We start from the raw sequence: 22,258 nt of genomic DNA on the forward strand, positions 1-22,258 counted from the left end.
ATCCGGGCCTGTCATGACCTTTGCCGACCTCGGCCTCATCGATCCGCTGCTGCAGGCGCTCGCCGCGCTGGAGCACAGCTCCCCCACTCCCATCCAGCGCCAGGCCATCCCGGCGGTGCTGGCCGGACGCGATCTGCTGGCCGCGGCCCAGACCGGTACCGGCAAGACCGGCGCCTTCGGGCTGCCGCTCTTGCAGCGACTGGTGCAGGAGGGTCCGGCGGTGACGCCCAACCATATCCGTGCGCTGATCCTCACGCCTACCCGCGAACTGGCCGAGCAGGTCCATGCCAGCCTGCATGACTATGCCCGGCACCTGCCGCTGCGCACCGCGGTGGCCTATGGTGGCGTGAGCATCAATCCGCAGATGATGAAACTGCGCAAGGGTGTCGATGTGCTGGTGGCGACCCCGGGTCGCCTGCTCGACCTGTTCAGCCAGAACGCCGTGCGCTTCGATCAGGTGCAGCTGCTGGTGCTGGATGAAGCCGATCGCATGCTCGACCTCGGCTTTTCCCGCCAACTGGGCGAGCTGTTCGTCATGCTGCCGCGCAAGCGCCAGACCCTGCTGTTCTCGGCGACCTTCTCCGACGCCGTGCGCCAGCTGGCCGCCCCGGTGCTGCGCGATCCCCAGACCATCGACGTCAGCCCACGCAACACGGCTGCCGTGACCATCAAGCAGTGGGTCGTGCCGGTGGACAAGAAGCGCAAGACCGAGCTGTTCCTGCACCTCTATCGCAGCGGTCCTCGCCAGCAGGTGCTAGTGTTCGCCAAGACGCGCAAGGGCGTGGAGCAACTGGTGGAGGTGCTGCAGGCCGAAGGCCTGGCGGCGGAATCCATCCATGGTGACAAGCCCCAGCCGGCGCGGCTGCGCGCCCTCGCTCGCTTCAAGGCTGGCGAGGCGGATATCCTGGTCGCCACCGACGTGGCCGCCCGCGGCCTGGACATCCAGGACCTGCCCCTGGTGGTCAACCTGGATCTGCCCATCGTCGCCGAGGATTACGTGCACCGCATTGGCCGGACCGGCCGCGCGGGCAACCAGGGCCAAGCGGTTTCGCTGGTCTGCGCCGACGAGGTGGACCAGTTGGCGGCCATCGAGACCCTCATCGGCCAGGTCCTGCCGCGCCGCGACGAACCGGACTTCATCCCCGATCACCGTGTTCCGGAAACCCGGCCCAACGGGCTGGTGGTGAAAAAGCCCAAGAAGCCGAAAAAGCCCAAGGTCGGCGCACCGGTGTCCGACAAGCCGCTGGGGCGCTGGGTGGAAGATGGCAAGCCCAAGGTCAAGTCGGTGCGTAAGTCACCCGGCTTCGGCAAGGCGCGCAAGAAGCCCTGAGGATTGGGGTGGCGGACAAGGCTGCGCCGTTGTCCACCCTATGGGATTGGCGGTGGAGCGGCGGTAGAGGGTGATCGCGGCCATGGGCCGCTCCTACAAGAGAATCCGTACCGATAGCCTGGAAAACCGCGCAGCGTTTTCCAGGGATGGGATCGAAGTGTCTTGCACCGGGTGAAGGAGGCGAAGCCGTCATTCACCCGGCCCTGCCCCCTACTCCGCCAGGCGCCAGGTGGTGCCGCCCTTGCCGTCTTCCAGCACCACGCCCAGGGCGGTGAGCTGGTCGCGAATGCGGTCGGATTCCGCCCAGTTCTTTTCGGCACGCGCGCTCAGGCGCGCCTGGATCAGTGCCTCGACCTCGGCCGCATCCACCCGGCCCGCCGCATCGGCGCGCAGGAAGGCTTCCGGCTCCAGCTGCAGCACACCCAGCACATCAGCCAGCTCGCGCAGACGCCCGGCCAGACCGGCCGCGGCGGCGGGATCGCTCTCGCGCAGGCGATTGATCTCACGCGCCAGTTCGAACAGCACGCCGCAGGCACCGGCGGTGTTGAAGTCGTCGTCCATGCACTGGGCGAAGCGCTCGGCGTAGCTTTCGCCGCCTTGCGCCGGAGCCTGGGGCAAACCCTTGAGCGAGTGGTAGAAGCGCTCCAGGGCGCCCTTGGCTTCGCGCAGGTTGTCTTCCGAGTAGTTGATCGGGCTGCGGTAGTGGCTGGCGATCAGCAGGTAGCGCACCACTTCCGGGTGATACTTCTCCAGCACCTCGCGCAGGGTGAAGAAGTTGCCCAGGGACTTGGACATCTTCTCGCCATTGATGGTGATCATCCCGCAGTGCAGCCAGGCGTTGGCGTAGGGCTTGCCAGTGGCCGCCTCGCTCTGGGCGATCTCGTTCTCGTGGTGCGGGAATTCCAGGTCGTTGCCGCCACCGTGGATGTCGAAGGTGTCGCCCAGGCAGCAGGTGGACATCACCGAGCACTCGATGTGCCAGCCCGGACGCCCGGCGCCCCAGGGCGACGGCCAGCTCGGCTCACCCGGCTTGGCGGCCTTCCACAGGACGAAGTCGAGCGGATCTTCCTTGGCCTCGCCTGGCTCGATGCGAGCGCCGATGCGCAGGTCCTCGACGCGCCGCCGCGACAGCTTGCCGTAGCCGGCGAAGCGGTTGACCCGATAGTAGACGTCGCCATTGCCCGCGGCATAGGCGTAACCCTTGTCGATCAGGGTCTGGATCATGGCGTGCATGCCATCGATATGATCGGTAGCGCGCGGCTCCTGGTCCGGCTTCTTGATATTCAGCCGTGCCTCGTCCTCGTGCATCGCCTCGATCATCCGCGCCACCAGGTCGGTGAAGGGCTCACCGTTGGCGTTGGCGCGGTTGATGATCTTGTCGTCGATGTCGGTGATGTTGCGCACGTAGGTCAGGTCGTAGCCGCTATGGCGCAGCCAGCGGGTGATGACGTCGAAGGCCACCATGCTGCGACCATGACCCAGGTGGCAGTAGTCGTAGACGGTCATGCCGCAGACGTACATGCGCACTTGCCCCGGCACCAACGGCGTGAAGGCTTCCTTGGTCTTGGTCAGGGTGTTGTAGAGGTGCAGCGCCATCATTGCCCCCAGGAATCGCGCAGGGTCACGGTGCGGTTGAATACCGGCTTGCCCGGCGCCGAATCCTTCAGATCGACGCAGAAGTAGCCTTCGCGCTCGAACTGGAAGCGGTCTTCCGGCTGGGCCTGGGCCAGCGACGGCTCGGCACGGCAGCCCTTGAGCACCACCAGGGAATCAGGATTGATGTTGTCGAGGAAGCTGCCGCCCTCCTCGCTCTTCTCCGGCTGCGCCGAACGGAACAGGCGATCGTAGAGGCGCACCTCGCACTCCACGCTGCCCTCGGTCGGCACCCAGTGGATCACGCCCTTGACCTTGCGCCCTTCCGGGTTCTTGCCCAGGGTGTCCGGATCGTAGCTGCAACGCAGTTCGACCACGTTGCCGTCGGCATCCTTGATGGCCTCGTCGGCGCGGATTACGTAGCTACCGCGCAGGCGCACCTCGCCACCCGGCTCCAGGCGCTTGTAGCCCTTGGGCGGATTCTCTTCGTAGTCACCCTGGTCGATGTACAGCTCGCGGGCAAAGGGCAGCTGACGCAGCCCCAGATCCTGCTTGGGATGCCGCGCCAGCTCCAGGTTTTCCACCTGGCCCTCGGGGTAGTTGGTGATCACCACCTTGAGCGGCTTGAGCACGCACATGGCACGCGGCGCGTTCTGGTCCAGGTCCTCGCGAATGGCGAATTCCAGCATGGCCACGTCGACCACGCCATTGGAGCGGGTCACGCCGATCATCTCGCAGAAGTTGCGGATGGCGGCCGGGGTGTAGCCACGACGGCGATAGCCCGACAGGGTCGACATGCGCGGATCGTCCCAACCCTGCACATGGGCCTCGTCCACCAGTTGCTTGAGCTTGCGCTTGCTGGTGACGGTGTAGTTCAGGTTGAGGCGGGCGAATTCGTACTGGCGCGGCTGGGCCGGCACCGGCAGCTTGGCCAGGAACCACTCGTACAGCGGACGATGGTCCTCGAACTCCAGGGTGCAGATGGAGTGGGTCACGCCTTCCAGGGCATCGGACTGACCATGGGTGAAGTCATAGCTCGGGTAGATGCACCAGGCGTCACCGGTCTGGTGGTGATGGGCGTGGCGGATGCGATAGAGGATGGGATCGCGCAGGTTCATGTTGGGCGAGGCCATGTCGATCTTGGCGCGCAGCACCTTTTCGCCGTCCTTGAACTCGCCGGCCTTCATGCGGGCGAAGAGGTCCAGGTTCTCGGCCACCGAGCGATCGCGGAAAGGACTGTTGCGACCCGGCTCGGTGAGGCTGCCGCGGTATTCGCGAGCCTGCTCGGGGGTCAGGTCGCAGACATAGGCCAGGCCCTGCTCGATCAGGTTCACCGCCCAGGCATAGAGCTGGTCGAAATAGGCGGAGGCGTAGCGCACCTCGCCGGCCCAGTCGAAGCCCAGCCAGTGCACGTCGCTCTTGATGGCGTCGATGTATTCCTGGTCTTCCTTGGCCGGGTTAGTGTCGTCGAAGCGCAGATGGCAGTCGCCGCCGAATTCCTTGGCCAGGCCGAAGTTCACGCAGATCGACTTGGCGTGGCCGATGTGCAGGTAGCCATTGGGCTCCGGGGGAAAGCGGGTGACGATCTTGGCCTGCTTGCCGGCGTCCAGGTCAGCCTGGACGATCTGCCGCAGGAAATGCGCGGGGGCGGCTTTGGCGGCGGTGGACGAGTCGGAAGTCGGCTTGCTCATGGGATCCTTAACTGGGCAGGCGCACGGCCAGGGTAGGCCGAGCAAAGGTAAACCCGTATCATAGCCCAACCCGTCAAGTCCCGGCGAAACCCTTGAGGCCCTCGCCGGGTCTGGATGCTGTCCCCCTTAGCTACGGATTCGCTGCCATGATCAAGCTGCACACCAACCACGGCGTCATCACCCTGGAACTGTTCGAGGACAAGGCGCCCGAAACCGCGGCCAACTTCAAGGAATACGTCAAGAGCGGTCACTACGACGGCACCATCTTCCACCGTGTGATCAGCAACTTCATGGTCCAGGGCGGTGGTTTCGAGCCGGGCATGAAGCAGAAGCCGACCCGCGCCCCGATCAAGAACGAGGCCAACAACGGCGTTTCCAACGAGATCGGCACCGTCGCCATGGCTCGTACCATGGATCCGCATTCCGCCTCGGCGCAGTTCTTCATCAACGTGTCTGACAACACCTTCCTCAACCACACCGCGCCTACCAGCCAGGGCTGGGGCTATGCAGTGTTCGGCAAGGTCGTCGAGGGCATGGACGTGGTCAACGCCATCAAGGCCGTCGCCACCACCAGCAAGGCCGGTCACCAGGACGTGCCGAGCGAAGACGTGATCATCGAGAAGGCCGAGATCGTCCCCGCCGAGTAAGATGAGCATTTTACTGGTCTCAGACCTGCATCTCGAACCGCAACGCCCGGACCTGGTCCGGGCGTTTTTGCATTTCCTCCAGAACCGCGCCCGCGGTGTCGAGGCGCTGTACATCCTTGGGGATCTGTTCGAGGCCTGGACCGGCGATGACGCCATGGGCCCCTTCGAGCAAGAGATCGCCACCGCCCTGCGTCAGCTGGCGGACAGCGGTACGGCCATCTATCTGATGCATGGCAATCGCGATTTCCTCATTGGCAAGGCGTTCTGCCGCCAGGCAGGCTGCCAGCTACTGCCGGATCGCCATATCGCCGACTTCCACGGCCGCCGGGTGCTGCTGTTGCATGGCGATACCCTCTGCACCCGTGACGAGGGCTACCAGAAGCTGCGCCGCATCCTGCGCAACCCCCTCACCCTCTTCGTACTGCGCCACCTGCCGCTGGCCAGCCGCCAGAAGCTGGCGCGCAAGCTGCGCAGCGAGAGTCGCCAGCAGACCCGGGCCAAGGCCATGGACATCACCGATGTCACCGAGGCCGAGGTCGAGCGAGAGATACGCGCTGCCCAGGTGACGACGCTGATCCACGGCCATACCCACAGACCCGCTCGCCATGAGCTGCTGCTCGATGGCCAGCCGGCCGAGCGCATCGTGCTGGGGGACTGGGACCGCCGAGGCTGGGTGCTGGAAGCCAGCGAAGCGGGCCTGACCCAGGTCGATTTCGCTCTCGACGAACGGTAATGGCGCGGCCAGGCATGCCTGGCTTTCTTGCAGCAATTACCTGATCAGTAAAGCAATTTTGCTTGGCTACCCGGTCGTGGCCACTCCGGCTGCGACCGATCGTCACATGACCGCTACAGAAATCCGCGCAGGCGACCGATGACGAGGGTGTAAGGAGATGTAACCCTTTTCGCGGAGACGCCCATGCAACTCGATACCCTCTTTGCCCAGCTGCACAACCTGCCCAACGTCCCCGAAGTGGCGCAGGTCCTGATCCAGCAGTTCGACGACCCCAACACCAGCATCGAAACCCTGTCGCGCACCGTGGCGCGTGACCCGGTCATTGCCGCCAAGGTACTGCGCCTGGCCAACTCGGCGCGTTTCCGTGGCGCCCGCGAATCTACCAGTATCGAAGACGCTGCCCTGCGCCTGGGCTTCAACACCCTGCGCACCCTGGTGCTGGCCTCGGCCTTCGCCAGCGGCTTCAAGGCCGCGCCTGGCTTCGACCTGCAGGCCTTCTGGTACAACAGTTTTCTGGTCGCAAGCCTGTGCAAGCCACTGGCCAAGCAGGCCGGCCTGGACCAGGAAACCGCCTTCACCTGCGGCATGCTGCATGACATCGGCGAATTGCTGATTCAGAGCGGCGCGCCCGAACTGGCACCGAGCCTGGCCGGTCGCGCGACCGCCAGCAGCCACCGCGCCGCCGACGAGACCCTGCAACTGGGCTTCGGCTATCCGGAAGTCGGTGCGGAACTGGCCCGCCGCTGGCAGCTGCCCCAGGTACTGCGCGACGCCATCGCCTTCCAGGCGCGTCCGCTGCAGGCGCCCGAGGGCAAGGGCTATGCACTGATCGTGGCCCAGGCAGTGGCCGTGGCCGAGGTCCTTCACGAGAACGCCGGTGACAGCAAGGTGCAGGACCTGGGCGGCCCGCTGTTCGCCAGCATCGACCTGGAACAGCTCACCGCCGTACTGCCAAGCGCCCGGGATACCGCGGCAAGCTTCAGTCAGGCCGCCTGAATTCCTGGCGCCTGGCCGAATCGCAGGCAAGAAAAAACCCCTGGAGCTGGGCTCTCAGGGGTTCTCTCAGATCTGGCGGTGAGGGAGGGATTCGAACCCTCGATAAGATTTCTCCTATACACACTTTCCAGGCGTGCTCCTTCAACCGCTCGGACACCTCACCAGATTTGCTCGGCATCTGCATCTGCATCACCGAGGCGCGCAACTATAGGCAAAGACGATTTCGTTGGCAAGCTTTTTCTTCAATCTATTCATGCATTTGCACGACGCACTGGCGCGAGGGGGTCGTAAGCACCGTTCACAGGATGACCGGCCGGTCGCTGTTGCCAGCCCGCCCGCCTGTCAGGCGTCCGACCAATGGTAGCGTCGTAACCAACTCACTAATCGCCTGAAAGCAAAGGAGAAATATTGCAAGACGACACTTTTGATAACCAGTTGGTCGTTACCTGCCACAAAACTGAAATTTATGTTCTATAGCTACTGGATAGTGCTTAAGTCCGCGGGAATCAGTAGCTACATGCCGCTGTTGCGCAAGCGCTACGCGCTGAAGACGTAAAGGCTCTAAACAGCTAACAATAAAGGCCCCGAGTCATGTTCAAGAATCCCGTCCCCAAGTGGCGTCAGGCGAGCTTCGTGTTTATCGTTACCACCGTGGTGTTGGTCATACCTAACCTCTCGCGGTTCTTTGGCTGATCTCCCAGGACCACCGTTCGCGTGCGCATTCCTTCGCCCAGCCCTTGCATGAGGCCTGGACGCCGGGTTCATTGCATCCCCGAAGCGCTGGCGGCTGACCTGCATCCGAATGAATCTTGGCTGGACCACTGGTACCAGCGGCAGCCCTAACGGCACCTCGCTGCGGATGACGGTATCGAAGGAAGGCCGCGCGCCGCGCAAGCCATCGCTAGTAGGCAATCGAGCATTGGCTTGCCCTACCTGTTCACACCGATCTGGCGAGCAGACCTATCGTGGATGGCACCTGTGCCATTGCCGTGAGACTGCTCTATGGCAGCGCAACAGACGAAGGTGGCCCCTGGCCGCCTCCGCGTTTGTTGCAGGCACCTTTGATCACTGCTGTTGCTGCACCTGCTGCAACGGCTCGACCAACACCCTGGCTTCCATCTGCTCTACCCCACCACCCCGGCGCATGCCCCGTACCGGACAGGCATCGAGGTAGTCCAGGCCTATGGCCAGGCGCAGGTGGCGCTCAGGCCGGATCAGGCGATTGGTGACGTCATAGCTGTACCAGGCACCTTCATGCCAGGCTTCGGCCCAGGCATGGCTGGAGAGGTGTGCGCTGTCGTCGGTGCATAGATAGCCGGACACGTAGCGCGCCGGAATGCCCAGACTGCGGGCGCAGGCCAGGAAGGCATGGGCATGGTCCTGGCAGACGCCAGCGCCCTTGGCGAAAGCCTGGGCGGCGTTGCCATCCACCTCGGTGGAACCGGGTAGATAGGTCATGCGCTCGTGTAGCCGCTCCATGAGCTGGATCAGCGTGGCGCGATCCCGGCGACCGTCGCAGATGTCACGGGCGAAGGCCGTCAGGGCCTCGTCGGCGTCCGTCAGGCGGGTCTGACGCAGGAAGGGAAAGGGTGAGGCCTGGCAGGGCTCGGATTCGAAGCCCTCGTCGATTTCCACCTGACCACTGGCGGTGATGGTGATGGCGTCATGCGGGGTGTCCAGGGTCAGGACATGCAGGATGTTGCCGAAGGGATCGCGCTGTGCCCGCGCCGGGCGCGGCAACGACAGTTCCCAGCCGAGGATTCGCTGACGCGCGTCATCCTGGGGCGTGAGCCGCAGGTACTGGATGCTGGCGCGAACCTGGTCGGCGTAGCGATACAGCGTTTCGTGATGGATCGCGAGCCTCATACGGCCTCCAGATAAGCGGTGTTGATGGCGCTGGCGAGCTGGCGGACATGGACGATGAAGCCGCCGATCCAGGCATGTAGCCCTTCGTCCAGCACCTCGTCGATGCTGGTATAGCGCAGCCGCGCCTCCAGGCCGGCGGCCAGGCGCTTGGCCTCGCGGCCGTTCTCGCCCGGCAGGCTGGCCAGCACCCGGTGCAGTTCGATCACGCAGGCCAGCAGCGAGCGTGGCAAGTCTTCCTGCAACAACAGCAACTCGGCACCGTTGCGCACATTGAGGGCATCGCGATAGAGCTCGGTGTAGGCCTCGAAGGCGCTCAGGGCGCGCAAGAGCGCACTCCACTGATAGAAGCCGCGGGCGGAGGCGTCGCTGATGGCTTCGGCCTCCTCCTCGCCCAGTACCTGGTAGCGGGCGTCGAGCATGCGCAGGGTGTTGTCGGCGCGCTCGACGAAGGTACCCAGGCGGATGAAACGATAGGCGTCGTTTCTCATGATGGTGCCGACGGTGGCCCCGCGGAACAGGTGGGATCTCTCCTTTACCCATTCGCAGAAGCGGCTGATGCCGAAACGGATCAGGCCGGTGACGGCGATCTCGCGCATCTCTAGCCAGGTGGCGTTGACGTTCTCCCACATGTCGGCGGTGATGCGCCCACGCACCGCGTGGGCATTGCTGCGCGCGGCCTGCAGACAGCAATAGATGCTGCCGGGATTGCGCTCGTCCAGGGCGAAGAAGTGCAGCAGGCGCTCGGGGTGCAGGGCCCCGTGCTTTTCCCGGTAGTCATCCAGGGTGCCGGTGATGAGCAGTGGCATGGCCAATTCATCCAGGCCTCCGCCCTGCCCGCTCTGCGGCATCATCGACAGCGAATAGCTCACGTCCAGCATCCGCGCGAGATTCTCGGCGCGCTCAAGGTTGCGGGACATCCAGTACAGATCGGCAGCGGTACGACTCAACATGGTGGGGTCGCCTTTCAAAGGTCCTTGCGGGGCCGCCGTGGCGGCCACTGTTCTGTGGCGATCTAGTCCTGGACCACCCAGGTGTCCTTGGTGCCGCCGCCTTGGGAGGAATTCACCACCAGCGAGCCTTCCCGCAGCGCGACCCGGGTCAGGCCGCCGGGCACCAGACGCGTCTTGCGCCCGGACAGCACGAAGGGCCGCAGGTCGATGTGCCGCGGCGCGATGCCGCTTTCGACGAAGGTCGGACAGGTGGACAGCGACAGGGTCGGTTGGGCGATGTAGGCGCTGGGATTGGCCTTGAGCCGCGCGCGAAAGGCTTCGATCTCCATGCTGCTGGCGGTGGGACCGACCAGCATGCCGTAGCCGCCGGAGCCATGGACTTCCTTGACGACCAGCTCGGGCAGATTGGCCAGCACATGGGACAGCTCGTCCGGCTTGCGGCACTGCCAGGTGGGCACGTTGTAGAGGATGGGTTCCTCACTGAGATAGAAGCGGATCATCTCCGGCACATAGGGATAGATCGACTTGTCGTCAGCGACCCCGGTGCCGATGGCATTGGCCAGGATGACGTTACCGGCGCGATAGGCGGCCAGCAGGCCCGGCACGCCGAGCATGGAGTCCGGATTGAAGGCCAGGGGATCGAGGAAGGCATCGTCGAGACGTCGGTAGATGACATCGACCTTTCGGAAGCCCGACGTGGTACGCATGAACACCTGTTCGTCGCGCACCAGCAAGTCGGCCCCCTCCACCAGTTCCACGCCCATCTCACGAGCCAGGAAGGCATGTTCGAAGTAGGCGCTGTTGAAACGGCCTGGTGTGAGGACCACCACCGTGGGGTTATTGACCGGGGTGGAGCTGCGCAAGGTATCGAGCAGGATGTTCGGATAGTGGTCGATGGGCGCAATGCGCTCCAGGGTGAACAGCTCGGGAAACAACCGCATCATCATCTTGCGGTTTTCGAGCATGTAGGACACCCCGCTCGGAGTGCGCAGGTTGTCTTCCAGCACGTAGTAGGCACCATCGCCGTCGCGGACCAGATCGACACCGGCGATATGGGCATAGATGCCGTTGGGCAGATCCAGCCCCTGCATGGCCAGCTGGTACTGGTCGTTGGCCAGCACCTGCTCGGCCGGAATGACCCCGGCCTTGATGATGCGCTGGTCATGATAGAGGTCATGGAGAAACATGTTCAGCGCCTGGACCCGCTGAATGCAGCCGCGCTCGATGATCTGCCACTCGCTGGCGGGAATCGCCCGCGGCAGGGCGTCGAAGGGAATCAGACGTTCCGTGCCCTGCTCGTCGCCATAAAGGGTGAAGGTGATACCCGCGCGATGGAACAGCAGGTCGGCTTCGCGGCGGCGCTGGGCCAGGAGTTCAGGGGGTGTTTCCTTCAGCCACTGGGCATAGCGACCATAGTGCGGTCGGCATTGCGCCCGGACGTCGTACATCTCGTTATACAGTTGGCGGCTCATGCCGATCTCCTTGTCACCCACGGTGCAGCGTCGCAAGCCGCGTGCCACCGTAAGAGCCCTCAAGATCAGGCCCTCGCGTAGCTGCGAGGCGCGCGGTGCACCAAAGCCAGGCACGTAAGCGTGCGCATGCACCGCAACGTTTCCGTCATGAGCCTAAGACGGTGCGCCAAGCGGAAAGTGCGATGATTGAGGGGCGCGACGGTTACCGGAGATGAGACGGGCATCCCGTCCGGGATGCCGCCTCGCAACGCGTGGGATCAGGCGGGGCTGCGGTTGACTTCCTGGGTGACGCCCCAGCCATCGAGCTGCCCGCCGAGAGGTACCACCACGGCCTCGAGATCGCTTTCGAAATCATCGATAGTGGCGTGGGTAGCGAACATCACCTTGCTGACCTGCAGGTGCCAGCCGCCCTCTTCGTGGGGCACCACCTGGGCGTTGAGGGACTCGCCGTGAAACTGGTCCGCAGCGATGCGGGCCTTGCCTTCATCGGCGAAGATGGCGAAGAAGTCGATGGGATGAAAGCGGGCGAAATCGAAGCCGCCCTCTTTCATCCGCTGCAGCAGGTTCAAGCTCACATCATCGGCAAACGACAAGGACATAGGACTTCCCTCCTCTGGTTCGGATGATCGTCTCGCTGGCCATCGCTACCGACGCCAGCGAGTCGCGGCTGAGAACTCGAACGGTGCCGCGACTGCCAGGGCTTACGCCTTGCCGATGGCCTCCAGCACGTATCGAGGTAGAGCAAAGGCAGCGGCATGCAGCTCCGGGGTGTAATAACGGGTCTGGATGCCTGTATCACTGTAGCGTTGCGCCAGGGTTTCGGCACTCTGCCGACGCAAGGTCGGGTCCTTGCTACCCCAGGCCAGGGTCATGACGCCCCCTATGTAGGTAGGCACCGCCGACAGATAAAAGTGCCAATCGGCGAACAGCCCGGACAGGCGGCTGGCGGTGGTCTTGACCTCGTCCAGCTGCAGGAACGGGGTACCGTTCTGCGCGACCATCACACCGTTGTCGTTCAGGCAGCGGTGGCAGGCCTCATAGAAATTCTCGGAAAAGAGCACCTCGGCCGGGCCGATGGGGTCGGTGGAATCGGAGATGATGACGTCGTAGCGCTCGGTGGTGTTGGCGACGAAATTCATGCCGTCGTCGATCACCAGATTCAGGCGCGGATCGTCGAAGGCACCCGCCGAATGACCGGGGAAGTATTCCTTGCACATCTCCACCACCGAGCCGTCGATCTCGACCATGGTGATGTGCTCGACGCCCTGATGCTTGGCCACTTCACGCAGGATGCCGCCGTCACCACCGCCGATGATGAGCACCCGCCGCGGGGCCGGATGGGCGAGCAGGGGCACCTGGGTCAGCATCTCGTGATAGATGAATTCATCGGCCTCGGTGGTCTGGATGACGCCATCCAGGGCCATGACCTTGCCCAGCACCGCGTTCTCGAAGATCACCAGGTGCTGATGCTCGGTCCGCACCTCGTGGAGCAGGCGCTGGACGGTGAACCGCTGACCGTAGCCGTCGTAGAGGGTTTCCAGGTAGTCGCTCATGTCGATCTCCGCAGGTAGCTGGCCGAGACAGACAATGCCCGACCAAAAGCCGGGCATTGTAAGAGCTGGATGTGACAGGCTCCAGCGTTGCGCTGACTAGCCTTTATGGGTAGGCGCGGTGGCCGATCGATTGCCGCGCGGACCGGCGGCGGCCCAGGCGATCAGGCCGATCACCGGCAGTACGATGATGAGCACCGTCCAGACGATCTTGGCGTTGCTGGTGCTGTCACTGCGGATCACGTTGACGATTGCCCAGATGTCGAGCAGGAAGACGATGAAGCCCAGTACACCGCCGATGGTGGAATTGATCATGTCGCGACTCCCGTTGCGAGGACAAAGGTCTCGTCAATTGGGACTGGCGATGAGGGCGTGGAGTTCGGCCGGCTCGCTTGGCAGCGGCGCCAGCCGTGGGCCTCAACCGAAAGCGGTGAGATCGATGTCGGCGAAGGACGTAACGCAAGGATGATCGCCCAGCTGGCCGCCGGCACGCACTAGGCCACAGGTGGGCAGACCGGCCTGCCGCGCGGCATCCAGCTCTTCCACCACGTCGGATAGGAACAGCAGTTCCGCCGGCACGTGGGTGGTAGCCGAGGCGATGCGCGCATAGGACTCGGCCTCGCGCTTGCCGCCGGTCAGGGTATCGAAATACCCGGAAAACAGCGGAGTGAGATCACCATGCTCGGAGCAGCCGAAGATCAGCTTCTGCGCCTGCACCGAGCCCGAGGAATAGACATACAGTGGAATACCGGCAGCGTGCCACTGGCGCAGGGCCTGGACGGCGTCGGGATAGACGTGCCCCTGGAGCGTGCCAGCGCGATAGCCCTCCTCCCACACCTGCCCCTGCAGCGCCTTGAGCGGCGTGGCCTTGCGGTCGCTGGCGAGCCACTCCAGCAGGATGGCAATCACTCGCTCCACATCGGCATCCAGCTCGCCGGCTTCGGCGCGCACGGCGTCGAGCTGTTCGGCTACTGCCGGCTCCCCGGCATGGGCACGGACATGGGCCGGCAGATGCTCGCGGGCATAGGGAAAGAGCACGTCGAAGACGAAGCTGACGGCGCTGGTGGTGCCTTCGATATCGGTCAGGATGCCCTTGATGGTCACGCCTCGACCTCCAGGCGCGGGAAGCGCTGGGCGATGTCCACACCGGTGAAGTGGGCGACCCAGCCGTCGGGATTGTCGAACAGGCGGATGACGACGAAGGACGGCGACTCGCTCATGTCGAACCAGTGCGGCGTGCCGGCCGGCACCGAGATGAGGTCATCCTTCTCGCAGAGTACGGCATAGACCTGGTCGTCGATGTGCAGGGTGAAGAGGCCCTGACCGGCGACGAAGAAGCGCACCTCGTCCTCGTTGTGACGGTGCTCTTCGAGGAACTTGGCACGCAATGCCTCCCTCTGCGGGTGCTCCGGGCTCATGCTGATGACGTCGACGGTCTGGTAGCCGCGCTCCTGGATCAGGCGGTCGATCTCCGGCCGGTAGGCGGCGATCACCTCCTCCTGGCTGGCACCGGGCGCCACCGGTGCGCTGGCCTGCCAGCGCTCGAAACGCACCCCGACCTCGGCCAGGGTGGCGGCGATGTGTTCGCCATCGCTGATCACCTTCAGCGGCTGGCGGGGTTCGGCATCATGGTAGACGGTCAGTCGGCTCATGGGCGCAGGCTCCGGGTCTTGAGTTCGCATTCGAAGAGGAATTCGAAGGCTTCCACATGGCGCAAGGCATCGGCCATGCGCGGGCCCCAAGTATAGAGGCCGTGTCCGCGGATCAGGTACCCCACGCAGTCGGGGTGCACGTCCAGCCAGGTCTGCACCTGGTCGGCCAGGCGCGGGATGTCCTGGTCGTTATCGAACACCGGGATCTCCACCCTGACGTCATGGGTGGTGACGCCGTGCAGGGCTTTTTGCAGCTCATAGCCATCCAGCAGCAGACGATCGCCTTGGAGCTGGCGCGAGAGCACCGTCGAGTTCACCGAATGGGTATGCAGCACCGCGCCGATCTCCGGCTGCCAGCGGTAGAGCTGGGTATGCAGCGCCGTCTCCGCGGAAGGCTTCTTGTCCTCCAGCGGGGTACCGTCGAGATCCGTGGCGAGGATGTCGTCCAGCTCAAGTTGACCCTTGTGCTTGCCGGAGACGGTCAGCAGCAGGCGGCTGTCGGACAGCCGTACCGAGTAGTTGCTACTGGTGGCCGGCGACCAGCCGCGGCCATAGAGGAAGCGACCGGCGTCGATGATTTCCTGGGCCAGTTGCTCACGCTGCTGGATCATGGAGGGTTCTCCTAGGTTCTGTACGAAAAGTCGCCGAGCGACGGTCAGGCGAGGCGCAACGACCAACGGGAGTAACAGCCAACGGCTGGCCCAGAGGGTGAGCGCCAGCGAATCAAAACGCTGAGGAAGCGGAGTTTACGAGAGGTAAATGAGCATTGCGACCGGGCTGGCGATCCAGGTGTTTTTCAACGAAGCATCACCGAGCGCAGGCACTTTTCGTACTGGACCTAACGGACAAGAGGATGAGGAAGGCCCCTGCCAATGCCGCCAAGGAGGCACCGGCAAAGGCGGCAAGGGCGCCGGATACCTGCCAGGCATAGCCAGCATACAGCGCGCCCAGCGCACCGCCAGCCCCGGAAAGTGCCGCGTAGAGCGATTGGGCCTGGCCCTGGCGGCGGCGGTCGAAATGGGATTGGACGAACTGAATGGCGGCGGCGTGAAAGCAGGCGAAGGTGGCCGCATGCAGGAGCTGGGCGAACAATAGCACTGGCAACTGGTCCGCCAGGGCGCCCAGCAGCAGCCAGCGCCCGGCAGCGATCAGGAAGGCGCCGACCAGCAGGGTGGTCAGGGCGATCCGCGCCAGCAGCTGGGGCATGAACAGGAAGATCAGCACCTCGGTGATCACCCCCAGGGACCAGAGCTGGCCAATGACGCCGCGGCCATAGCCAAGGGCTTCCAGGTGCAGGGTGAAGACCGTGTAGTAGGGCCCGTGGGACAGCTGCATCAGCGCCGCGGCAGCGAAGAAGGCCAGTACCCGTGGTTGCCGCAGGGTGGTCAGGAAGGGCTCGGCCGGCGCCTCGGGGCGCTGGCCGGGATCCACCGCCACCCCGGGCACCGCCAGCGAGGCGAGCAGGATGATCGCCATCACCAGCAGCAGATAGGCCGGATAGAGATCCAGGCTGACGTATTCGAAGGCCCAGCCGAGTCCGGCCACGGCAGCGATGAAACCCACCGAGCCCCAGAGGCGGATAAGCGCATAGCGCTGGGGCTGGTCACGCAGATGGGCCAGGGTGATGGCTTCGAACTGGGGCAGCATGGCGTGCCAGAAGAAGGCATGGCCCGCCATGATCAGCGCCAGCCAGGCGAACCCCTGGCCCAGGTAGATGCCGGAGAAACACAGCAGGGTACAGGCGGCGCCCAGGCGGACGATGCTCAACCGGCGCCCGGTACGATCGGCCAGCCAGCCCCAGAGATTAGGCGCCAGCACCCGCATCAGCATGGGAATGGCCACCAATTGGCCGATGGCGGTGCCGGAAAAGCCCAGGTGGTGGAAGTACAGCCCCAGGTAGGGCGCCGTGGCACCCAACAAGGCGAAGTAGGCAAAGTAGAAGCCTGACAGTCGCCAATAGGGAACCGGCATCATCTGCCCGGTGCCTGGCGCGCGTTCAGGATCTCGCGAGCTAGAGGCAAACAAGGCGAAAATGCCTGAGGAAGCGGAGTTTACAAAAGGTAAATGAGCATTCCGAAGGCATTTTCAACGCCGTTTGGCCGACGCGCAGCTGATCATGAACAGGTGCTCAGAGCTGGGGCAGGACGGGCGTGGAGACCCGCACCTCGGCGTTCTGCGCGCGATGGCGCAGGAGGTGATCCATCAACACCAGGGCCATCATGGCTTCGGCGATGGGAGTGGCGCGGATGCCCACACAGGGATCGTGGCGACCCTTGGTGATGAGTTCGACCGGATTGCCGTGGACGTCTATGGAGCGTCCTGAAGTGGTGATACTGGAGGTGGGCTTGAGCGCCAGATGGGCAACGATGGGCTGGCCGGACGAGATGCCGCCCAGCACGCCACCGGCGTTGTTGGACAGGAAGCCTTCCGGGGTCAGCTCATCACGGTGCTCGGTACCGCGTTGGGCGACGCTGGCGAAGCCGGCGCCGATTTCCACGCCCTTGACCGCGTTGACGCTCATCAGCGCATAGGCCAGTTCGGCGTCGAGGCGGTCGAAGATGGGCTCGCCCAGACCGGGTGGCACGCCGTCGGCGACCACGGTGATGCGCGCACCCACCGAGTCCTGGTCGCGACGCAGCTGGTCCATGTAGGCCTCCAGCTCCGGCACCTTGGCGGGGTCGGGGCTGAAGAAGGCGTTCTCTTCCACGCTATCCCAGGTCTTGAAGGGGATCTTGATCGGACCCAGCTGGCTCATGTAGCCGCGCACCCGGATGCCCTGGGTCGCCAGGTACTTCTTGGCGATGGCACCGGCCGCCACACGCATGGCGGTTTCCCGCGCCGAGCTGCGACCGCCGCCGCGGTAGTCGCGCAGGCCATATTTATGGTGGTAGGCGTAATCGGCGTGGGCCGGGCGGAACAGGTCCTTGATCGCCGAGTAGTCCTTGGACTTCTGGTCGGTGTTGCGGATCAGCAGACCAATCGGCGTGCCGGTAGTGACCCCTTCGAAGACCCCGGACAGGATCTCCACCTCGTCCGCTTCCTGGCGCTGGGTGGTGTGGCGGCTGGTGCCGGGCTTGCGCCGATCCAGGTCGCGCTGCAGGTCGGCGGTATCCAGGGGCAGTCCGGGTGGGCAACCGTCGACGATGGCGACCAGTGCCGGGCCATGGCTTTCGCCGGCGGTGGTGACGGTAAACAGCGTGCCGAGGGTATTGCCGGACATGCGAGGGCTCCGCGCTACGGGTGAAAGGTATAGATTCAAAATGGGAATGGGCGATTTTACACGCGCCGTGGTCTTTTACACGGATTGTGTGCGGGATAGGCCCCCACACCCCAGCCCTCGGTGCCCTCCTCGTCATGCGTCTGCTGTTCTCCCTGCTGCTGTGCCTCGCCCTGCCCGCCCTGGCCAAGGCCGCCGATCCCGTGCTCTTTCGTCCCCTCCAGCTCGACACCGGCAGCGGCGTGCTCAAGGGCAGCCTGATCCTGCCCCGCAGCGAGCGTCCGCAACCGGTGGTGCTCTTCGTTTCCGGCTCGGGCCCCCTCGACCGCAATGGCAACGCCCCCGGCGCCCGCAATGCCGCCCTGCAGCGCCTGGCCGAGGCCCTCGGCAAGCGGCGGATCGCCAGCGTGCGCTTCGACAAGCGCGGCGTGGCGGAGAGCCGCAGCGCCGAGCCGGACGAGAGCCATTTGAGCGTAGAGCGCTATGTCGACGATCTGGTCGGCTGGATCCGGCTGCTGCGCGCCGATCCGCGCTTTTCCCAGGTGATCCTGCTCGGTCACAGCGAAGGCGCCCTGATCGCCAGCCTGGCCGCCGACCGGGTGCCGGTCGCGGGCGTGGTGACCCTGGCCGGCAGCGGCCGCCCGATCGACGTGGTGCTGCGCGAGCAGCTGGCGGGCAAGCTGTCGCCCGCGGCCCTGGCCAGCGCCCAGTGGATCATCGACCAGTTGCTGCGTGGCACGCCGGTACCCGAGGTGCCGAAGGAGCTGCTGGTGCTGTTCCGCCCCAGCGTCCAGCCCTATCTGATCTCGCTGTTCCGCCAGGATCCGGCCAAGGCCTTTGCCGGCATCCAGGCACCGGCGCTGATCATCCAGGGCACCCACGATGTCCAGGTGGAGGTCGATGACGCCCGGGCGCTGCACCGGGCCAAGCCGGATGCCGAACTGGCGATCATTCCCGGGATGAACCACGTGCTGCGCATCGCCCCGGCGGACTTCCAGGCGCAACTGCCCACCTATGACAATCCCAACCTGCCCCTGGCCCGCGAGTTGATCGAGCGCGTAGCCGCCTTTGTCCAGCGCTCAGGTTCCCCGCACACCGGCCGATAAGCCGTAAAGGCGCCCAGGAGGCGCGCCAGCTGGAGCCTGCCCGTGGAAACCCCTGACCAAGAATCGCCGGCCGTCGAGGCTGCCCCCCATGAGCCCCATCCCTGGGCCAGCCTGCCGCCCGAGCGTTTCCAGCTGCTGCGGCTGATGCCCCAGCCGGCGGATCGCCGGGTTGGGTCACGCCCCCTGCGCTTCGTGCAACTCGGCCTCGTCGAGCGCCATGGCGAGGAGGAAAGCCTGCTGCGGCTGACGGTGCAGATTCCCGGGCAACTGTTGCACCGGGAGGTCAACGTGCTGGAGGTCTGGGTCGACCATCGCCTCGGCGAAATCCGCCTGGGCCCCGAGCGGGGTCTGCAAGTCGAGCCGGAAGAACGCGGCCTGGGACGCTTCCTGCTGGCCCGAGCGGCCGCCTGGGCGCGCCTGCGCTGGAACCACTACCGGGTACAGGACCTGCCCCTGGCGCGCCGCGACACCCTCGACGAAGACAGCCGCAAGCGCCGTGACCACGTGCTCAGTGCCCAGGGCTTCACCGTCGAGACGGCCGCGGACGACGAGCGCCAGCAGCTCTGCCGGGCGGCACGGGTCAGCCAGCTGCGCGAGGACTGGAATGCCGACAAGGTGCAGCTGCTGTCGCTACTGGACGGCGCTACCCTGCTGGAACAGTGCGATCGGGTGATCGACGAGCGTGACGCCAGCCTGAGGCAGCTGGAGGACCGCATCGCCCTCTATCGCCGCGATGACATCTCGCTGCGTTTCGCCATCGGCTGCCTGGCGGTGTTCTGCCTGTTCCAGGCCGCGCTGCTGATCTGGATGGCCCTGCGCTAGGTGGCAGGCCCGGACGACCTGTCGGCAGCGCCCAGGCGCCACCCCTCGCCAGAGGCTTGCTCCCCCCGTGGACCCTGCTAACGTAGCCACCCGTTTGCATCCATCCGCTCGGAGTGCCCGCTGTTCATGGTCTCGTCTCTTCTGTTTCGCCAGCGCGCGCCTCTGCGCCTCGCCACCCTCGGCCTGCTGACCGCCCTCGCCGGTTGCCAGTACTTCGCCGAGGAGCAGCCGACACGCAGCCAGCCGCAACTCAAGGGCAGCCTGCCCCTGCGCGGCCTGGCGCAGACCGCTTCGGTGCGCCGTAACGCCGATGGCCAGCCGTTGATCGAGACCACCACCTTCCACGACGCCCTCTTCGCCCTCGGCTATGTTCACGCCAGCGAACGCTTGGCGCAGATGGTCGAGCTGCGCCTGCTGGCCCAGGGCCGATTGGCCGAAGCCTATGGTGACAGCCGGCTGGATACCGACCGTTTCATGCGCGCGGTCGATCTGCGCAAGGCTGCCCAGGTGGCTTACAACAACGCCTCGCCGCGCATGAAGACCTTTTTCGAGGTCTATGCCCGAGGCGTCAATGCCTACCTCTATCGCGCCGGCGAACGAGTCGAGCTGGATGGCAACGAGTACCGCGCCGAGTACTGGAAGCCGGAAGACAGTGCCCTGCTCTTCGAACTGCTGAACTTCGCCCAGGCAGTGGACCTGCGCAAGGAGACCGCCGCGCTGGCACTGGCCGCCCAGGTCGGCCCCGAGCGCCTCGCCTGGCTGCTGCCCACCTATCCGGACGAACCCCTGCCCGAGGAGGAGACGGCCAAGCTGCGTGGCTTGAATCTGCGGGGCCAGTTGCCCGGCCTCGACGCCCTGCTGGACGTCCAGCGCCAGCTGGCTCAACTGGCGCCCTTCGGTGGCCCGACCGGTACCGCCTGGGCGGCCACTCCGGGCCACACCCGCAGCGGCCGCAGCCTGCTCGGGGTGGACAAGGTCAGCGCCTTCAATGGCCAGTCGCCCTTCACCCTGGTGACCCTAAGAGCGCCCCGTTTCGAAGCCGTGGGCACCACCCTGCCCGGCCTGCCGCTGCTGCTCGATGGCTACAACGGCAAGCTGGCCTGGGGCGCCGCGACCCTGATGGGCGACAGCCAGGACCTCTACCTCGAGCGCCTGCAACGCCAGAGCGGTCGCCTGCAGGTGCAGAGCGGCGGCCAGTGGCAACCCGCCGGCGAACGGGTGGAAACCTTCTTCGTGCGCGGCGAGAAACCGCGTCGCGAAACCCTTTACACCAGCCCGCGCGGCCCCCTGCTGAATCTGGCGCTGGCGCCGGACGCCAACGGCTATGGCCTGGCCTTGCGTAGCAGCCGTCTGGAAGACGACAAGAGCCTGGACGCGCTCTTCGACCTGTCCCGCGCCAAGGACGTGGAACGCGCCTTCGAACTGGCCCGCGAGCTGCGCGCCAGTGACTGGAACCTGGTGTTCGCCGATGCCGAGCACGTCGGCTGGCAGGTGACCGGGCGCTATCCCAATCGCCGCAGCGGTTTGGGGCTGCTGCCCTCGCCTGGCTGGGACGAGCGTTACGCCTGGGACGGCTACGCCGATCCCATGCTGCACCCCTATGATCAGGACCCGGCCCAGGGCTGGCTGGGCGCCGCCAACCAGCGTGTGGTGCCGCGCGGCTACGGCATGCAGCTGTCCAGCAACTGGTCGGGCCCCGAGCGCCAGGAGCGCCTGGCGCAACTCGCCGGGCGCTCGGCGCGCCTGGACAGCCGCGACGCCATGGCCCTGCAGCAGGACCAGACCACGACTCTCGCCGCCAAGCTGAAGACGCAACTCGATGCCCCCGGCTTCGCCGCCCCGCTGCGCCAGGCCATCGCGGCGCTACCCGCTGCCCAGCGCCAGGCGGCGGAAGAAGCCCTGCGGCGTCTGCAGAACTTCGACGGTCGCCTGGCCGCCGGCTCAGCCGATGCGGCGCTCTACGAGGCCTTCTTGCAGGCCTTGGCCGAACAGACCTTCGCCGATGAACTGGGTGGCACCAGGAGCAAGGCCTGGCAGGCCTTCACCACCCTTAGCGACACCGGCTACAACGCCATCGTCGATCACCTCCTGGCCCGCGACGATAGCCCCTATTGGGATGACGTCAGCACGCCCACCCGCGAAGACAAGCCGGCGATCTTCGCCCGCGCCCTGGCCGGGGCCATCGCGACCTGCGAGGCCAAACTCGGCAGCGATCGCGCCGCCTGGCAGTGGGGCCGCCTGCATCGTCTGGACGGCAATGCGAGCGGTGGTGACGGCTCGACCCTGGACCTGACCGCCAGCCACTGGGGCGGTAACGATCAGGTCTGGCTGGCGCCTGCACTGCGCCTGGTGGTGGACTTCGGCCTGGCCGAACCCCTGCAGGCGAGTCAGGCCGGCACCCCGGGCAAGGGGTGGGCCCAAGGGCAGTACCGGAGCCTGCCGCTGCAGCCGCAGAATCTGGAGCGCGTCTATGGGCGCGACCGCCTGCTGTTGATCCCGCAGAAGTAGACTTCTCCGCCGGCAACCCGCGACTTGGCGCGGGTTTTGCCCCTGCTCTGGCAGACCTCAGCCGGCGTCATCTCCTTCCGCTGCGCCGCGGACCGCTGTAGAGGCGCGGTCCCGCAGGTGCCTGG

At 65.4% G+C, this 22,258-nt stretch carries 20 protein-coding genes and 1 tRNA gene; 7 read left to right on the top strand and 14 right to left on the bottom strand.

The genetic code is table 11. The annotated features are described in order from the left end of the window. The first annotated feature begins 13 nt into the window (after positions 1-13). Positions 14-1,330 (top strand): DEAD/DEAH box helicase, encoded by a 1,317-nt coding sequence (locus ACWPW1_RS14575; RefSeq protein WP_454253287.1) that lies wholly within the window; start codon positions 14-16, stop codon positions 1,328-1,330. Positions 1,331-1,540: 210 nt separating this feature from the next. Here the strand turns inward: ACWPW1_RS14575 and cysS are convergent, their stop codons facing one another. Continuing rightward, positions 1,541-2,926, bottom strand: a complete 1,386-nt coding sequence (gene cysS / locus ACWPW1_RS14580) for a cysteine--tRNA ligase (RefSeq protein ID WP_454253288.1) — start codon at positions 2,924-2,926, stop codon at positions 1,541-1,543. Beyond that, positions 2,926-4,614, bottom strand: coding sequence for a glutamine--tRNA ligase/YqeY domain fusion protein (locus tag ACWPW1_RS14585; RefSeq protein WP_271655317.1), 1,689 nt, complete (start codon positions 4,612-4,614; stop codon positions 2,926-2,928). The genes cysS and ACWPW1_RS14585 overlap by 1 nt, the downstream gene beginning before the upstream one ends. 146 nt (positions 4,615-4,760) lie before the next feature. Here ACWPW1_RS14585 and ACWPW1_RS14590 point away from each other — a divergent pair, with 146 nt between their 5' ends. The 3 genes from ACWPW1_RS14590 (at position 4,761) to ACWPW1_RS14600 (ending at position 6,990) form a co-directional block, all read left to right on the top strand. Then, positions 4,761-5,261, top strand: coding sequence for a peptidylprolyl isomerase (locus tag ACWPW1_RS14590; RefSeq protein ID WP_454253289.1), 501 nt, complete (start codon positions 4,761-4,763; stop codon positions 5,259-5,261). A gap of 1 nt (position 5,262) precedes the next feature. Beyond that, positions 5,263-5,994 carry a UDP-2,3-diacylglucosamine diphosphatase gene (gene lpxH, locus ACWPW1_RS14595; RefSeq protein WP_454253290.1) on the top strand — a complete coding sequence of 244 codons (732 nt, stop codon included), beginning with the start codon at positions 5,263-5,265 and terminating at the stop codon, positions 5,992-5,994. A gap of 183 nt (positions 5,995-6,177) precedes the next feature. Beyond that, entirely contained in the window at positions 6,178-6,990 is an 813-nt protein-coding gene (locus ACWPW1_RS14600) for an HDOD domain-containing protein (protein WP_064308253.1), read from the top strand. A gap of 73 nt (positions 6,991-7,063) precedes the next feature. Here ACWPW1_RS14600 and ACWPW1_RS14605 read toward each other — a convergent pair. From ACWPW1_RS14605 to aroC, 12 genes are all read right to left on the bottom strand, one after another. Beyond that, a tRNA-Ser gene (locus tag ACWPW1_RS14605) sits at positions 7,064-7,153 on the bottom strand. Positions 7,154-8,055: 902 nt separating this feature from the next. Beyond that, positions 8,056-8,856 carry a transglutaminase family protein gene (locus ACWPW1_RS14610; RefSeq protein ID WP_059315425.1) on the bottom strand — a complete coding sequence of 267 codons (801 nt, stop codon included), beginning with the start codon at positions 8,854-8,856 and terminating at the stop codon, positions 8,056-8,058. Then, positions 8,853-9,806, bottom strand: coding sequence for an alpha-E domain-containing protein (locus tag ACWPW1_RS14615; protein WP_059315426.1), 954 nt, complete (start codon positions 9,804-9,806; stop codon positions 8,853-8,855). The genes ACWPW1_RS14610 and ACWPW1_RS14615 overlap by 4 nt, the downstream gene beginning before the upstream one ends. A 62-nt stretch (positions 9,807-9,868) precedes the next feature. After that, the gene (locus ACWPW1_RS14620) at positions 9,869-11,278 is read right to left on the bottom strand and encodes a circularly permuted type 2 ATP-grasp protein (protein ID WP_454253291.1); all 1,410 of its coding nucleotides are present in this window, start codon (positions 11,276-11,278) and stop codon (positions 9,869-9,871) included. A 257-nt stretch (positions 11,279-11,535) separates the two neighbouring features. Beyond that, positions 11,536-11,877, bottom strand: a complete 342-nt coding sequence (locus ACWPW1_RS14625) for a ribonuclease E inhibitor RraB (protein WP_059315428.1) — start codon at positions 11,875-11,877, stop codon at positions 11,536-11,538. 102 nt (positions 11,878-11,979) lie between these two features. Further along, positions 11,980-12,831 (bottom strand): polyamine aminopropyltransferase, encoded by an 852-nt coding sequence (gene speE, locus ACWPW1_RS14630; protein WP_271655319.1) that lies wholly within the window; start codon positions 12,829-12,831, stop codon positions 11,980-11,982. Between the two features lie 96 nt (positions 12,832-12,927). Beyond that, positions 12,928-13,140, bottom strand: a complete 213-nt coding sequence (locus ACWPW1_RS14635; RefSeq protein ID WP_420480519.1) for a PLD nuclease N-terminal domain-containing protein — start codon at positions 13,138-13,140, stop codon at positions 12,928-12,930. Positions 13,141-13,245: 105 nt separating this feature from the next. Further along, on the bottom strand, positions 13,246-13,932 hold the full coding sequence (gene mtnC, locus ACWPW1_RS14640; RefSeq protein WP_059315431.1) for an acireductone synthase: 687 nt from the start codon (positions 13,930-13,932) through the stop codon (positions 13,246-13,248). Further along, entirely contained in the window at positions 13,929-14,480 is a 552-nt protein-coding gene (locus ACWPW1_RS14645; protein WP_454253292.1) for a 1,2-dihydroxy-3-keto-5-methylthiopentene dioxygenase, read from the bottom strand. Before ACWPW1_RS14645 ends, mtnC begins: the two co-directional genes overlap by 4 nt. Beyond that, positions 14,477-15,091, bottom strand: a complete 615-nt coding sequence (locus tag ACWPW1_RS14650; RefSeq protein ID WP_059315433.1) for a methylthioribulose 1-phosphate dehydratase — start codon at positions 15,089-15,091, stop codon at positions 14,477-14,479. The genes ACWPW1_RS14645 and ACWPW1_RS14650 overlap by 4 nt, the downstream gene beginning before the upstream one ends. Positions 15,092-15,287: 196 nt before the next feature. Continuing rightward, positions 15,288-16,451 carry an MFS transporter gene (locus ACWPW1_RS14655; RefSeq protein WP_454253927.1) on the bottom strand — a complete coding sequence of 388 codons (1,164 nt, stop codon included), beginning with the start codon at positions 16,449-16,451 and terminating at the stop codon, positions 15,288-15,290. A 157-nt stretch (positions 16,452-16,608) separates the two neighbouring features. Then, on the bottom strand, positions 16,609-17,700 hold the full coding sequence (aroC, locus tag ACWPW1_RS14660) for a chorismate synthase (protein ID WP_454253293.1): 1,092 nt from the start codon (positions 17,698-17,700) through the stop codon (positions 16,609-16,611). Positions 17,701-17,834: 134 nt separating this feature from the next. On the opposite strand from aroC, the gene ACWPW1_RS14665 reads away from it, so the two are divergent. The 3 genes from ACWPW1_RS14665 (at position 17,835) to ACWPW1_RS14675 (ending at position 22,133) form a co-directional block, all read left to right on the top strand. Further along, entirely contained in the window at positions 17,835-18,803 is a 969-nt protein-coding gene (locus ACWPW1_RS14665) for an alpha/beta fold hydrolase (protein ID WP_313647521.1), read from the top strand. A gap of 42 nt (positions 18,804-18,845) precedes the next feature. Next, positions 18,846-19,625, top strand: a complete 780-nt coding sequence (locus ACWPW1_RS14670) for a hypothetical protein (RefSeq protein WP_454253294.1) — start codon at positions 18,846-18,848, stop codon at positions 19,623-19,625. Positions 19,626-19,751: 126 nt separating this feature from the next. Next, entirely contained in the window at positions 19,752-22,133 is a 2,382-nt protein-coding gene (locus ACWPW1_RS14675; protein ID WP_454253295.1) for a penicillin acylase family protein, read from the top strand. Positions 22,134-22,258: the final 125 nt, after the last annotated feature.

The organism is Pseudomonas sp. Marseille-Q7302 (assembly GCF_965111925.1).

Coding starts and splice junctions, on each gene's coding strand:
- ACWPW1_RS14575 (WP_454253287.1), top strand. CDS start 14: ATGACCTTTGCCGACCTCGGCCTCATCGATCCGCTGCTGCAGGCGCTC.
- cysS (WP_454253288.1), bottom strand. CDS start 2,926: ATGGCGCTGCACCTCTACAACACCCTGACCAAGACCAAGGAAGCCTTC.
- ACWPW1_RS14585 (WP_271655317.1), bottom strand. CDS start 4,614: ATGAGCAAGCCGACTTCCGACTCGTCCACCGCCGCCAAAGCCGCCCCC.
- ACWPW1_RS14590 (WP_454253289.1), top strand. CDS start 4,761: ATGATCAAGCTGCACACCAACCACGGCGTCATCACCCTGGAACTGTTC.
- lpxH (WP_454253290.1), top strand. CDS start 5,263: ATGAGCATTTTACTGGTCTCAGACCTGCATCTCGAACCGCAACGCCCG.
- ACWPW1_RS14600 (WP_064308253.1), top strand. CDS start 6,178: ATGCAACTCGATACCCTCTTTGCCCAGCTGCACAACCTGCCCAACGTC.
- ACWPW1_RS14610 (WP_059315425.1), bottom strand. CDS start 8,856: ATGAGGCTCGCGATCCATCACGAAACGCTGTATCGCTACGCCGACCAG.
- ACWPW1_RS14615 (WP_059315426.1), bottom strand. CDS start 9,806: ATGTTGAGTCGTACCGCTGCCGATCTGTACTGGATGTCCCGCAACCTT.
- ACWPW1_RS14620 (WP_454253291.1), bottom strand. CDS start 11,278: ATGAGCCGCCAACTGTATAACGAGATGTACGACGTCCGGGCGCAATGC.
- ACWPW1_RS14625 (WP_059315428.1), bottom strand. CDS start 11,877: ATGTCCTTGTCGTTTGCCGATGATGTGAGCTTGAACCTGCTGCAGCGG.
- speE (WP_271655319.1), bottom strand. CDS start 12,831: ATGAGCGACTACCTGGAAACCCTCTACGACGGCTACGGTCAGCGGTTC.
- ACWPW1_RS14645 (WP_454253292.1), bottom strand. CDS start 14,480: ATGAGCCGACTGACCGTCTACCATGATGCCGAACCCCGCCAGCCGCTG.
- ACWPW1_RS14650 (WP_059315433.1), bottom strand. CDS start 15,091: ATGATCCAGCAGCGTGAGCAACTGGCCCAGGAAATCATCGACGCCGGT.
- ACWPW1_RS14655 (WP_454253927.1), bottom strand. CDS start 16,451: ATGCCGGTTCCCTATTGGCGACTGTCAGGCTTCTACTTTGCCTACTTC.
- aroC (WP_454253293.1), bottom strand. CDS start 17,700: ATGTCCGGCAATACCCTCGGCACGCTGTTTACCGTCACCACCGCCGGC.
- ACWPW1_RS14665 (WP_313647521.1), top strand. CDS start 17,835: ATGCGTCTGCTGTTCTCCCTGCTGCTGTGCCTCGCCCTGCCCGCCCTG.
- ACWPW1_RS14675 (WP_454253295.1), top strand. CDS start 19,752: ATGGTCTCGTCTCTTCTGTTTCGCCAGCGCGCGCCTCTGCGCCTCGCC.